11 protein-coding genes are annotated in these 13,029 nt (G+C 38.4%); 5 read left to right on the top strand and 6 right to left on the bottom strand.

The window, feature by feature from the left end; genetic code table 11:
* Positions 1-67 precede the first annotated feature (67 nt).
* Both ABDJ41_RS14800 and ABDJ41_RS14795 read right to left on the bottom strand, forming a co-directional pair.
* Positions 68-1,606, bottom strand: a complete 1,539-nt coding sequence (locus ABDJ41_RS14800) for an OmpP1/FadL family transporter (RefSeq protein WP_349786840.1) — start codon at positions 1,604-1,606, stop codon at positions 68-70.
* Between the two features lie 17 nt (positions 1,607-1,623).
* Positions 1,624-2,646, bottom strand: a complete 1,023-nt coding sequence (locus ABDJ41_RS14795) for a hypothetical protein (protein WP_349786839.1) — start codon at positions 2,644-2,646, stop codon at positions 1,624-1,626.
* Positions 2,647-2,750: 104 nt separating this feature from the next.
* Here ABDJ41_RS14795 and proS point away from each other — a divergent pair, with 104 nt between their 5' ends.
* The 5 genes from proS to ABDJ41_RS14770 all read left to right on the top strand — a co-directional run bounded on the left by proS (position 2,751) and on the right by ABDJ41_RS14770 (position 7,604).
* Complete coding sequence (proS, locus tag ABDJ41_RS14790; RefSeq protein WP_349786838.1) at positions 2,751-4,223, top strand: proline--tRNA ligase; 1,473 nt, start codon at positions 2,751-2,753, stop codon at positions 4,221-4,223.
* 5 nt (positions 4,224-4,228) lie between these two features.
* Entirely contained in the window at positions 4,229-4,924 is a 696-nt protein-coding gene (locus ABDJ41_RS14785; protein WP_349786837.1) for a hypothetical protein, read from the top strand.
* Positions 4,921-6,060, top strand: coding sequence for a cystathionine gamma-synthase (locus ABDJ41_RS14780; protein ID WP_349786836.1), 1,140 nt, complete (start codon positions 4,921-4,923; stop codon positions 6,058-6,060). The genes ABDJ41_RS14785 and ABDJ41_RS14780 overlap by 4 nt, the downstream gene beginning before the upstream one ends.
* Positions 6,061-6,066: 6 nt before the next feature.
* Positions 6,067-6,930 (top strand): TIGR02757 family protein, encoded by an 864-nt coding sequence (locus ABDJ41_RS14775; protein WP_349786835.1) that lies wholly within the window; start codon positions 6,067-6,069, stop codon positions 6,928-6,930.
* 155 nt (positions 6,931-7,085) lie between these two features.
* On the top strand, positions 7,086-7,604 hold the full coding sequence (locus ABDJ41_RS14770) for a YdeI/OmpD-associated family protein (RefSeq protein WP_349786834.1): 519 nt from the start codon (positions 7,086-7,088) through the stop codon (positions 7,602-7,604).
* Here the strand turns inward: ABDJ41_RS14770 and ABDJ41_RS14765 are convergent.
* The 4 genes from ABDJ41_RS14765 to ABDJ41_RS14750 form a co-directional block, all read right to left on the bottom strand.
* On the bottom strand, positions 7,585-8,313 hold the full coding sequence (locus ABDJ41_RS14765; RefSeq protein ID WP_349786833.1) for a polyprenol monophosphomannose synthase: 729 nt from the start codon (positions 8,311-8,313) through the stop codon (positions 7,585-7,587). The two genes, ABDJ41_RS14770 and ABDJ41_RS14765, sit on opposite strands and share 20 nt — an antisense overlap.
* A gap of 103 nt (positions 8,314-8,416) precedes the next feature.
* Positions 8,417-9,970 carry a peptide MFS transporter gene (locus tag ABDJ41_RS14760; protein WP_349786831.1) on the bottom strand — a complete coding sequence of 518 codons (1,554 nt, stop codon included), beginning with the start codon at positions 9,968-9,970 and terminating at the stop codon, positions 8,417-8,419.
* Between the two features lie 83 nt (positions 9,971-10,053).
* A complete protein-coding gene (locus ABDJ41_RS14755; protein WP_349786830.1) occupies positions 10,054-11,826 on the bottom strand; it encodes a peptide MFS transporter in 1,773 nt (590 codons plus the stop codon).
* 276 nt (positions 11,827-12,102) lie between these two features.
* On the bottom strand, positions 12,103-13,026 hold the full coding sequence (locus ABDJ41_RS14750; RefSeq protein ID WP_349786829.1) for a hypothetical protein: 924 nt from the start codon (positions 13,024-13,026) through the stop codon (positions 12,103-12,105).
* Positions 13,027-13,029: the final 3 nt, after the last annotated feature.

The raw sequence follows: 13,029 nt of genomic DNA, 5'->3' as shown, positions 1-13,029 counted from the left end.
GCCTGTATCAATTTGCAGGCCTTTTCTTTTATTTAAAATTAAAACTTGACGTTAATAAATGCTTAGTTTAAAATCTTACTCCAAATGTTAAGAATACATTGTTGTTCGAATTTTTAATTGCTGCAACAGGTTCAGCACCATTTAACATATAAGGACTAAATCTGTTTTCAGATTGTACATGTTGATAAGCAATGTCAAAATAATATTCATTGATTCGGTATCCTAAACCACCAGTAAAATACTGAGTGTCAAATATTTTTTTAGTATCATCTTTTACTGGACTGCCATTTAAACCATAACCAGCCCTTAAGCTCAAATCGTTAATTTTATACTCGCCACCCACTCTGTAATTAACAGCAGAGGTATAAAACTTTTTAATTTCGGCATTGTCTGCAGCCATGTCCTGGGTCAGCATTCCGCCTCCATCCATAGAGAATTTTGTGCTTGAATAATCGATGAAATCTACATCGGCAGAAATAATTCCTTGCCCACCAATTACATAACTTGCCCCTAAGGATCCTTTTAATGGTGTTTTCAATCTATAGGTATAGGTGTATGATAGTGGATTAACTGGATTCTCAACTATTGATCCGGATAATGAAGTTAATAAATCTTCTGCAAAATAATCTTCCACATAGAACCATGTAGGTGTCTGGAATGTTGCACCAATTCTGAAATCAGGAACTGGTCTGAATATTAAACCTAATTTACCATTAATACCAGAACCTCTTGTTTCCTGACGACTTGTGTAGGAGAAATTATATTTTTCTTCACCTGTGTAACCTGGAAGCTCTGGAGGAGTAGGGTCATCGTCATAAGGATTTAGAACACCGTTCTCTGTATACTGTGAATCATTAATAAAACGTGTATTAACCATTCCAATAGTTGCACCTAAGTATAGTTGATTAGAAATATTTATTGCACCTGAAAAGTTCAGTTCAGAAGTACCACCGTAAGAAACCGAGTTCATACGCTGTAAGTTCGGGCTAGATGGGGTAGCACTGTAATCAGGAATTCCCCCTCCTGTTGGAGTGATCTTGTTAATTAAAAAGTTTTGGAAGGCCATATTCTCCAGAGAGTTGTTGGCTAGGTTTCCAAACTGATCCTTAGAGTTATTTGCAAGAGCTGCAAAATAATCACGCATTGAGGTTTCTGTATTATTACCACCGTAATTATATTGTTGAGTGAAATCACCGGTTCTGTTAAATCCAATACCGAAGACCACACTTAAAACGCCTTTTCTAGTGTCCTGACCTTCATATTTAAAAGTAGGATTGTACCAGACTACACCGGCCTGATTGATATTCATCTTATCTTTAGATCCGGTTCCTTTCTGACCAAGATAATCTGACTTAGAAGTCGCATTATTAAATTCCGGAGTTAAGCTGAATTCTGATCTGGTAAAAAGACCAAGTCCCGCAGGATTTCCACCCAACGAGCTCATGTCTCCACCAACACCAATCTGAGCGTTACCCATACCTTTAAATCTGGCAGAACTTCCGTAATCACCTTTAGCGGTACGAATTGCATCACCTACGTACTGAGCATATGTTGTGCCTGTGGTAGCTACTGTAGCTACCATAAGCATTTGTATAAATTTCTTCATTTGTGTCTTTCGCTAAATTATCTGCCTCCACCTCTTGATGGTCTGCTTGTACCGCCAGAGCTACCGCCGCCATAACTGCCGCCAGATGATCTTGATGGTGGGTTATACGATGGAGGTGGAGAGTAAGACTCTCTTGTTGGCCTGGAAGCAGGTCTTTCCTGAGGTTGTGGTCTTGATTCCGTTCTGCTGGGTCTTGTAGTTTCTCCTCTGCTTGGTCTGCTGGTTTCAGTGTTCGCAGGTCTTGTAGATTCTCCTCTGTCTGGTCTCGTAGCTTCGCCTCTGCTAGGCCTTGTCGTCGTATTTCCAGTAGGTCTTGAACCATCGTTATTTGATGGTCTATTTATTGTCCCGTTAGAATTGCCCCTTGATGGTCTGGTATTACTGTAACCCGTATTGTTGGATTGTCCTCTTGATGATCTTGGAGAAATTCCGTTATTACCATAGCCTCTGTTACCTGTATATCCGTTCATGCTTCCTCTGCTAGGTCTGGTTCCATAGTTTACAGGGGTTGTTCTGCCGGTATAGAAACCGCCACCCCAATAGCCACCGCCCCAAAGTCCACCACCATAAAAGCCATTACCCCAGTAACCACCGCCATAGTAGTTATGTCCCCAGAAAGGAGAATAGTAGTTACCCCATGAGTTATAATATGGTGAACCCCACATAGAACCATAAAATGGATTATATCCAAAGCCAAATCCTAAAGACATGCCGTAATTGCCATACCATCCACCATCAAAGTAAGGGTCGTAATAACCTCTCCATGATGGACCTCCATAAGAAAATCTATTGATACGCGAAGAATAATCCATATCATAATAAGGATCGCTTGTGCCATAGAATTCATCCTGATTATTGTAATCCGAATCTCTATTCTCCTGATTTCTTACAGGTACTTGTTGCTTATACTCTTTGGCCTGCGCTACAGAGTTATAAACATCGTCATACGAGTTATTCTGCGCAAACCTGGGTGCAGAGCATGACGCAACAACCAGGGTCGTAAGCGCCAGCATACTCGTGATTAAATAATTTGATTTCATAACTATCCCTTCTTTGTGTGTATTTGTGTTTTTTGTAGGTATAAATTTATAGATTTGTAGCCTACATTACAAGTCACTTAATACAAAAAACGTTCCAGATAGTTATGAGCAAAGGTATTACAAGCAAAAACGAAGATTATTCCCAGTGGTATAACGACATTGTTATAAAGGCCGACCTGGCAGAGCACTCATCCGTTAAGGGATGTATGGTAATTAAACCCTATGGATACTCCATTTGGGAGAAGATGCAGGCGGTTTTGGACCAGAAATTTAAAGATACAGGCCACAGCAATGCTTATTTTCCTTTATTCATCCCCAAGTCATATTTTTCTAAAGAAGCATCACATGTTGACGGTTTTGCCACAGAATGTGCCGTTGTGACACATTATCGTCTTAAAAACGACGGAAATGGGAACATTATTGTTGATGAAACTGCAAAATTAGAAGAAGAACTGATCGTCAGACCAACTTCTGAAACTATTATCTGGAATACCTATAAAGGCTGGATTCAGTCGTACCGTGATTTGCCAATCCTTGTTAACCAATGGGCTAACGTTGTGCGTTGGGAAATGCGTACGCGTTTATTTTTAAGAACTACGGAGTTCTTGTGGCAGGAAGGACATACAGCTCATGCAACAGCAGATGAAGCAATTGCGGAAACTAAACAGATGTTGGAAGTTTATGCTGATTTCGCAGAGAACTGGATGGCTGTACCAGTAGTAAAAGGTGTGAAAACACCTAATGAGCGTTTTGCAGGGGCATTAGATACTTATTGTATCGAAGCTTTAATGCAGGATGGAAAAGCTTTACAAGCCGGTACTTCTCACTTCTTAGGACAGAACTTTGCTAAGGCGTTTGATGTGAAGTTTACCAATAAAGAGGGTAAAATAGAACATGTATGGGCCAGCTCATGGGGTGTTTCTACGCGTTTAATAGGTGCCTTAATTATGGCACATAGTGATGACGCTGGTTTGGTGTTGCCTCCTAAATTAGCGCCGATACAGGTAGTTATAGTGCCTATTTACAAGAGCGAAGAAGAATTGCAGAAGATTAGTGCTTTTGTTAATGAACTAAGTGCTAAGTTGAAACGCATGGGAATCTCTGTTAAATATGACGACCGTGATTCGCAACGTCCAGGCTTTAAATTTGCAGAATACGAATTGAAAGGTGTACCGGTACGTTTAGCTATTGGTGGCCGTGATATGGAAAATGGTACTGTTGAACTTGCGCGTAGAGATACACGTGAAAAACAGACTGTTTTACAGGATGGATTAGATATTCACATTGCACAATTACTGGAAGATATTCAGGAAAATATCTTTAATAAAGCCTTAAACTTCAGAAATGAACACATCACAGAAGCCAATTCTTATGATGAATTTAAGGAGTTGTTAGATACTAAAACTGGTTTTATTGCTGCGCATTGGGATGGTTCTCCTGAAACGGAACAAAAGATCAAAGAAGAGACAAAAGCAACGATAAGATGTGTGCCTTTGGATAATAAAATGGAAGATGGCGTTTGTATTTACACAGGTAAACCATCAACCCAACGTGTACTATTTGCAAGGGCATATTAATGGATATGGATACAGATAACTACGGTAAAATATTAAATGAACTTGAGCATAAAGCTTCATTAAAGCAAGCCATTTATAGAAATACTGCAGAGGTATTTGCTTTGTTAAAAAAGCAGCTGTTTAAAACAGCTTCAAAATTGCAGGGTGATTATACGGTGAAAGACCCAAGTGTTGAGGTTCATTTTAAAGAGAGTAGTAAGTTTGAAGCAGAATTGAAATTTTCTGGCGATATGCTGATGGTTTCCATGCACAGTAATGTTTTTAGCTTCGATAGTTCATCATCTATTTTTCAGACCAATTATATTAAATCTGATGAATCGCTGGCTTATTGTGGTGCGATTTACATCCATAATTTTCTTGCAGATTCTGTTAAGTATAATCGTCAGGCAGATCAAGGCTCTTTAATAGCTCGTATTTTAGTGAATAAAGACAAGCATTTTATCGTAGAAGGCGAGGGGACATTAGATTTTCTTTATCAGAATATGGCTGAAAATGTAATTAATGAAGATATTCTTACAGATATCATTGAAAGGTCAATTTTGTTCTGTCTGAATTCTGACCTTATACTACCTCCTTTTGCAGAGATAAAAGATGTAACTTTATATCAGAAACAGACCATGTTAGCTGCAAGTGGTTATCCGACTGGTAAAAACCTGGGCTATCAGTTTAAATCAGAATTAGAGCAAAATAACGACATATGAAGTTTGCAACAAAAGCGATCCATGCAGGACAAGAGCCTGATCCTACAACAGGAGCAGTAATGACCCCAATTTATCAGACCTCTACTTATTGGCAGAAATCGCCAGGAGATCATAAAGGTTTCGAATATTCAAGAGGTACCAACCCAACTCGTGTGGCGTTGGAGGCTTGTTTAGCAGCTTTGGAAAATGCAAAGCATGGACTGGCATTCTCTAGTGGTATGGGCGCTACGGATGCAGTAATGAAATTATTAAGTCCGGGAGACGAGGTGATTACGGGTAATGATCTTTACGGAGGTTCGTACAGGATATTCACTAAGGTTTATGCTAAATATGGTATTAAGTTCCATTTTCTGGATCTTTCCAAACCTGAGAACATTTTACCTTACATCAACGATAAAACGAAGTTAGTCTGGATAGAAACACCTACTAATCCGACTATGCAGATTGTTGACATTGAAGGAATGGCTAAAATTACTAAAGAGCGTAATTTGCTGTTAACGGTCGACAATACTTTTGCGTCCCCATATTTGCAGAATCCTATGGATTTAGGTGCTGATATTGTAATGCATTCCGTTACGAAATATATCGGTGGACACTCTGATGTGGTTATGGGTGCTTTATTGGTTAACGATGAGCAATTGTATAAAGACCTTTGGTTTATTTATAATGCTTGTGGTGCTACACCTGGACCTCAGGATGCTTTCTTAGTACTAAGAGGGATTAAAACCTTGCATTTGCGTATGAAAGCGCATTGTGAGAATGGTGCTAAAGTGGCGCATTTCCTTAAAACCCATCCTAAGGTTGATAAAATATACTGGCCGGGTTTTGAAGATCATCCTAATCATGACATTGCTAAAAAGCAGATGCGCGATTTTGGAGGAATGGTATCTTTCACTTTGAAAGGGGCTGATCTGCAGGAAACCTTTAGGGTAGCGGGTTCGTTTCATGTCTTTACATTGGCTGAATCATTGGGTGGTGTAGAATCACTGATCAATCATCCGGTATCTATGACTCATGGTTCAATTCCTAAGGAAGAGCGTGAAAAGGTAGGTGTTACTGATAACTTGCTGCGTTTGAGTGTTGGTGTTGAGGATATTGAAGATCTTATTGCCGACCTGGAACAAGCACTTAAATAAATAGTATTGGAATTTTTAGAACTTAAGGATTTTCTGGACGTTAAAGTTGAGCAGTACAACAGACCCAATTTTATTCAAAACGACCCGATTTGTATTCCACATCAGTTTGCTAAGAAACAAGATATCGAAATTGCCGCATTTTTTGCGGCAATTTTGGCTTGGGGACAACGCAAAACCATTATTAATAAATGTAATGAGTTGTTTGCCAGAATGGATAATGATCCACATAATTTTATGTTACATCATGATGATGGGGATTTGAAAAGGCTCCTGGGCTTTAAACACAGGACTTTTAATGACACTGATCTTTTATATTTTGTATCGTTCTTTCAACAGCATTATCAGGATTTTGATAGTTTGGAAGCTGCATTTTTGCCTCCGGGAGATATGTTTCAAACGGATTTTTTAACAGATCAGGTTATCGGTAATTATGATGGAAGTTATGCTTCTTCAAGCTGTATGCTTACTGAACTGAATGATCAGGAACCCAAAATTGAGCGTTCGCTTAATTATTTCAGGTCGTATTTTTTCTCTTTACCAGATTTTCCGAGACGCACGATAAAACATGTGTCTTCACCGATGCAGAAGTCGACCTGCAAACGCTTGAATATGTTTTTGAGGTGGATGGTGAGGAAGGATAATAAAGGAGTAGATTTTGGGATATGGAGGTCTATTAAGCCTGCTGATTTGATTTGTCCTTGTGATGTTCATGTGGATAGGGTAGCGCGCAGATTGGGTATGATAGAGCGGAAGCAAACCGATTGGAAGACTGCTGTAGAGTTAACAGCGCGATTAAGAGAGCTGGATCCTCTTGATCCTGTTAAGTACGATTTTGCTTTGTTTGGATTAGGGGTTGAAGAGAAGTTTTAAAGCTTTAAAAAAGGCTTGTTATGTTCGGACTGGAACCTATTGCCTTGAAGAAAGGCAACATTTTCCTATGTCCTCACATTAACAAGCCTTTTTTTGGATGCAGAAAAATCATAGTTTTACCTTCATAAGGGTACTTTTATTAAATTCAGATGAAGATGGTCACTTTTAAAGCTGAAATAGAACGTTTTGCCGAAATGGGAGAGAAGTCTGGCTGGACTTATGTCTTCATTTCACAGGCGATTGCTAATGAGATCAAAGCGGATTGCAAGAAGAGTTTTAGGGTAAAGGGACATTTAGATCAGGTTGAGATTGAAGGCGTTTCATTGGTGCCAATGGGTGGGGGAGATTTTATCATGGCTTTGAACGCTACACTTAGAAAAAAGTTAAAGAAGGACCTCGGTGCTGTTGTGGCTTTAGAATTGGAGGAGGATAAGGATTTTAAAATCGAAATGCCAGAAGATTTGCAGCTTTGCCTTATTGATGAGCCTCATCTGTTGAAAAACTTCTTAAAACAGCCTAAATCTCATCAAAATTGGTATATCAATTGGCTCAATAGTGCTAAAACAGAACCTACAAGAACCAAGCGTATAGTCAAGATTGTATCTGCAATGGATAAGGGCTGGGATTTTGGTACGATGATGCGGGATGGCAGGCCTAGCGATCGTACTTCCTGAACCAGCTAGACACTTTCATCTGGATGACACCAAGAAAAGCTTCTCTGAATATACGGGTGCTCATTTTAGAAGTACCCTCAGTACGGTCAGTAAATATGATAGGAACTTCAACGACTTTAAAGCCGTATTTAATAGCTGTGAACTTCATCTCTATCTGGAAAGCATAACCTACGAACCTGATTTTATCAAGAGGGATAGTAGCTAGAACCTTGCGGGTATAGCATTTAAATCCTGCAGTCGCATCCTGAATGTTAATGCGTGTAATCAACCTTACGTACATGGAAGCAAAATAAGACATCAGTACTCTGCTCATTGGCCAGTTTACCACATTTACACCATTTACATAACGTGAACCGATAGCGACATCAGCACCATTTATACAGGCCGTTTTTAATCGGATCAGATCTTCAGGATTATGAGAAAAATCAGCATCCATCTCAAAAATGTATTGATATTTTGGACGTTCAAGTGCCCATCTAAAACCGTGGATATAAGCTGTACCTAGGCCAAGTTTACCTTTGCGTTCCTCAATATGTAAGGAAGGATATTCAGCCTGTAAACTTTTTACTATATCTGCAGTGCCGTCAGGAGAACCATCATCAATAATTAAAATCTCAAACGCGTCATTCAATGAAAAAACCTTTCGAATGATTTTTTCAATGTTCTCTTTTTCGTTATATGTTGGAATTATGATTAAGCTATCTGACACGGAAATATATTTAATATGCGAAATTATGGATTCTAAATGAGAAACCCTTAGCAAAATGGTCTGCTAAGGGTTAAATATTGTTAAATGACTATTTTTTGAAGTCTTATTTTACATCCTGCATCAGTTTTTTTACCACGGGAGAGATGATTATTAGAATTACCCCAGCAATAAGTGCATAAATTGCAAGTTGTTTGTAGCCTTCGGTATAACTTAAAAGCTTTTGTGTAGGACTGTCATTTTCACTTGCCTGAGCCATTCCGGCACCTAATAAACCAGCAACATACTGTCCATAAGCACTGGCCAGGAACCACATTCCCATCATTACCCCTTGTAGTTTCACAGGCGATAATTTGGTCATAATGGATAACCCGATAGGGGATAAACAAAGTTCTCCCAGAGTCATAACCAAGTAAGCGACAGTAAACAAGTCTAATGATGAAACCCCGTTCTCATCTGCAAAGAACCTGGTGGTATAGAAAATGAAGAATGATCCGGCCAGAAATAAAAAGGCAAGACCGAACTTAATTACAGTATTGGGCTCTAATTTTTTCTTTGCTAATCCAATCCAGATCAAACTGATAATGAATGCGAAAATGATCACAAAGAAAGAGTTTGCAGAGTTGTTAACTCCATTAGGGTCTAGTTTTATAACACCTAACAAGGTGTTATCTAAATTTCTGGCAGCAAAAAGACTTAATGACCCTCCAGATTGCTCAAAAAATGCCCAGAATAAAATGGAGAATATAATAAATATTAAAGCGGCAATAAGCTTTTTACGTTCTGCCCAGCTATACCTGGTCATTTCAAAAAATATGTATAGTAATGTTGCAGGGCCGATAATGTACATAAACCAGTCTGTATATTGAGTCTTGGCAACCATGATCATGATTACAGGAATGATTGCCAGTGAACCTACATAAACGGCATAATCATACCATTTTCTATTGCTTGCTTTACGCTGTATGATTGTCGGCTCAGTGGGTACTTTATCGTCAATCCCTGTCAGATTAATATCTGTTATTTCTTCATCCTGACCAGGAGGTAATCCAATAGGGCCTAAGCTCTTTTGAGTAAACAGGAAAGTAATTAAGCTGATTGTCATTACAATAGCTGCCAGACCAAAAGCCAGGTGCCATGAATACTCTTTACCAATGGTAATACAAGCATATCCACCAAGCAGTGCACCGATGTTTATTCCTGCATAAAACACTGAAAACCCTGCATCTCTGCGGGAATCGTCAGATTTATATAGTTTTCCAACCATGGTAGAGATATTGGGTTTAAAGAAACCAGTCCCTACGACTGTAAAGCTAATTCCCAGAAAAAAGAATTGATGTGGATCATAAGCTAAAATTCCACTGCCTACAATCATAAGAATCCCGCCCCAGAACAAAGACTTTCGGAAACCAAGTATTTTATCAGCGAACAAGCCGCCAATAAAGGTGAAAGCATACACAAATGCTTGTGTAGCACCATATTGTAAGTTGGCGTCTACATCCTTCATAAACAATTGTGTTACCATAAAATAGGTAAGCATTCCGCGCATTCCATAGAAGCAGAAGCGCTCCCACATTTCAGAAAAGAAGAGTGACCAGAGTTGTTTAGGATACTTCCCTTTAAAGTCCTGGATCTCTGCTAATGACAACCGATTAGCCATATAAGTTTTTTTAGAATATAAATGTAAAAATAAAAAAGTCTTTAGAATGTGCTCTAAAGACTTTTAATATTTTGTCATTGGTTTTATCTTACGCTGTGCATCAGCTTTTTAAGTAGTGGATGCAATAGCATTACCAGTACGCCTGCAACCATCGGTACGACAGTGAAAATCAGGAAGAAAGTAGATAGTGAGTATTCTTTGGTAATATTTTCAATTTGACCACCAAGAATGGCAGCTAATTTATTACCAATTGCAATAGCCAGGTACCACATACCAAACATAAAGGCAATCATACGTGCTGGTACCAGTTTAGAAACATATGATAACCCAACAGGAGATAAACATAATTCACCCAGTGTATGGAATAAGTAGGCTAGAACAAGCCAGATCATAGATACTTTTACACCTTCAGCTACACCATGAGAACCAAATGCCAATAATCCGAAGCCTAATGACATGATGATTAAACCCATACCATATTTTACAGCTGCTGGTGGATTGTACTTACTGTCCCAAATTTTAGAAACTACAGAAGCGAAAGCGATGATAAAGAATGAGTTCATGATGGAGAACCAGGAAACTGTTATCTCAGAGGTTTCTGCTGTAAATTCACGGTAAAGCATCCAGATCACAATACCCCAAATAAAGGTAAAGCATACAAATTGTGCAATGTTAGAGCCTGGAGCTTTTTTGAAAGTTTGCTGAGAAAGCTTAATTACTACGTAAGAAATCAGAATTAAAGGAATTACTGTCAGCAGTGTATTTACAATGTTAAATAGAATTAATGAGTTTCCTTGAAGTGTGCGATCAACATTATCACGGGCAAATATAACCAGCGAAGATGCACCTTGCTCAAACGACATCCAGAAAAAGATGGTAAAGAAAGCAAAAACGATTACGGCGATCATACGGTCGCGGATAACTTTTGTATAACGAATTAAACGAGATATAACCAGAAGCAGGAACAATAAAAGACCTACAACAACCACTACCGTTTGTCCTTGCATTCCATTAAATTCAAATGGAAACAGATTAATGTGACCTATTTTGTGTAGTGGATCACCAAAGGCATATAATAAACCGATTAAGGTAGTAATACCGATTAAGATTTTATCAGTTAGTGTAAATGGATTTAATTTATCTTCTTCGTTTGTCGAAGCTTTACTAGCATTATCAGCTGCTAATCTCGAAGCTTTGGTCGGTTTATCTCCAATATTACCAAATATAGGTTTAGCTAACCAAAATTGTAATGTGCCTAAGAACATAAATACACCAGCTAAGCCGAATCCCCAGTGCCAACCAATTTTTTCTGCGAGGTAACCACAAAGCATCATTCCGAAAAATGCGCCAGCATTAACGCCCATGTAGAAAATGGTGTAAGCACCGTCTTTTTTCTCAGGGAAATCTTTATACATCTGAGATAAGATAGAAGTCATGTTAGGTTTAAAGAAACCAGTACCGATCACCAATAAAGCTAGTCCGATGTACAAGAAAACTGGCGATTCAATAGCCATTGAAGCATGTCCGAGTGTCATTACTGCTGCACCAATCACTACAGCCCATCGATAACCAAGGTATTTATCAGCAAGGATACCACCAAAAATAGGTGTGATATACAAAAGCATGGCATAAGTTCCATAAAGAGCACCTGCATTTTCCGCTCCCCAACCCCAACCAGAGAAATGGCTTCCTGATATTACAGCGGTAGTTAGGAAGTTAATCAATAATACCCTCATCCCATAGAAAGAGAAGCGCTCCCACATTTCCGTAAAGAAGAGTACAAACAATCCCGAAGGATGTCCCATCACCTTACTCTCGAAAAAGTTATTTGGTGTGTCCAAACTTTGTGTATTCATATTAGTTTTTTTGTGTAATGAAGTTTAGTTAGTTATTATTAAGTATTTATTATTTCTTGTTTTTTTATGTAGTTTCTAATCATTTGGCAATAGAATCCCATATGCCAATAATGGTTTTGCGTAATTTAAATGCTTATTAATCTGTGTTTTGTTATAGGTCTAAACATTGCTTTCCGCGGTCTAATGAGTTATGGGCCCTATAAACCATCGCGCAAGATAGGTACACTAAGGCAAACTCACAAATTTTAGGGGCTTATTGCGCTTGTAACATATTCGTTAAAACTTTTTAGTAGCCTTAATTTGTTTATCCTTAGGGTCTATATAGTATTCATCATTGGTACTGGGCTCATTCTTTAATTCTACATTTTCTACCAGCTTAAGTCGGCCACCAACAAGCTTATATGCATCAAAGCTCAGGTCAGATGCATAAAATTCAAAGTTGCCCTCCATTTCCGGAGATAAAGGGGCAAGGTGATCGAATACGATCATTCCTACAGTTTTATCCAGTGCCAGAGTCATTGAATTTAATTTGTTATATTCAAAAACCACACGGTTTTTTATGGACTGCCCTTTTAACCCATCAATTATGGCTTTGCCGAATATAGGTTGATTCATTTTATCAAACGAAAGTATTTCTATTACCTTTTTTGATGATTTGGCATTGTTTCCTTTCCAACCTAACAGTACATAGAACGGTTGTTTACCATTTCCTTTAACCGGAATAATGTCGTAATAACGTGCACCGTACCAGTTTTTATGATCAGTAATCTGGTTGATATCCTTTATGTTATTGGTGCCATCAATAAGAGGAAACATTTTAAGCGTTCCATCTTTTGTGGCTATCTGCACACTACCAAAAAATCTATAAGTCCCATCTGAAAGAGGCAACTGCCAGCTAAAAATCCTGAATGAGTTATCTGGTGATTTTAGGATAGAGATTCTTTTTAAGGAATCAAAAGGAAAGCTGAAAGATGAAGGTGTTTTTAATGCAGCTACCAATGTTTTTATGAATTTTGCATTTGCAAAAGACTGATCTTCATTGTTTTTTGCATTATATAAATCATCAATAATCCGTAGGAGGGAGTCTTGATAAGACTTAAGCTGTGGCGTGTTGTTGAGGTTATAGCTATGCTGTGCCGAAATATTCGTTGCTGCACAGCATAGTATAAAAAGTATGATTAAAGGTTTTAAAGCCTTCATGAT

Origin of the sequence: Pedobacter sp. ASV1-7, from assembly GCF_040203335.1 — a bacterium.
Classification (GTDB): Bacteria; Bacteroidota; Bacteroidia; order Sphingobacteriales; family Sphingobacteriaceae; genus Pedobacter.
This window is presented reverse-complemented; position numbering and strand designations above follow the sequence as displayed.

Excerpts from the sequence above, each read along its gene's own strand:
- ABDJ41_RS14755 (WP_349786830.1), bottom strand. The coding sequence starts at position 11,826 with ATGAATACACAAAGTTTGGACACACCAAATAACTTTTTCGAGAGTAAG.
- ABDJ41_RS14780 (WP_349786836.1), top strand. The coding sequence starts at position 4,921 with ATGAAGTTTGCAACAAAAGCGATCCATGCAGGACAAGAGCCTGATCCT.
- ABDJ41_RS14750 (WP_349786829.1), bottom strand. The coding sequence starts at position 13,026 with ATGAAGGCTTTAAAACCTTTAATCATACTTTTTATACTATGCTGTGCA.
- ABDJ41_RS14770 (WP_349786834.1), top strand. The coding sequence starts at position 7,086 with ATGGTCACTTTTAAAGCTGAAATAGAACGTTTTGCCGAAATGGGAGAG.
- ABDJ41_RS14760 (WP_349786831.1), bottom strand. The coding sequence starts at position 9,970 with ATGGCTAATCGGTTGTCATTAGCAGAGATCCAGGACTTTAAAGGGAAG.
- ABDJ41_RS14800 (WP_349786840.1), bottom strand. The coding sequence starts at position 1,606 with ATGAAGAAATTTATACAAATGCTTATGGTAGCTACAGTAGCTACCACA.
- ABDJ41_RS14785 (WP_349786837.1), top strand. The coding sequence starts at position 4,229 with ATGGATACAGATAACTACGGTAAAATATTAAATGAACTTGAGCATAAA.
- proS (WP_349786838.1), top strand. The coding sequence starts at position 2,751 with ATGAGCAAAGGTATTACAAGCAAAAACGAAGATTATTCCCAGTGGTAT.
- ABDJ41_RS14795 (WP_349786839.1), bottom strand. The coding sequence starts at position 2,646 with ATGAAATCAAATTATTTAATCACGAGTATGCTGGCGCTTACGACCCTG.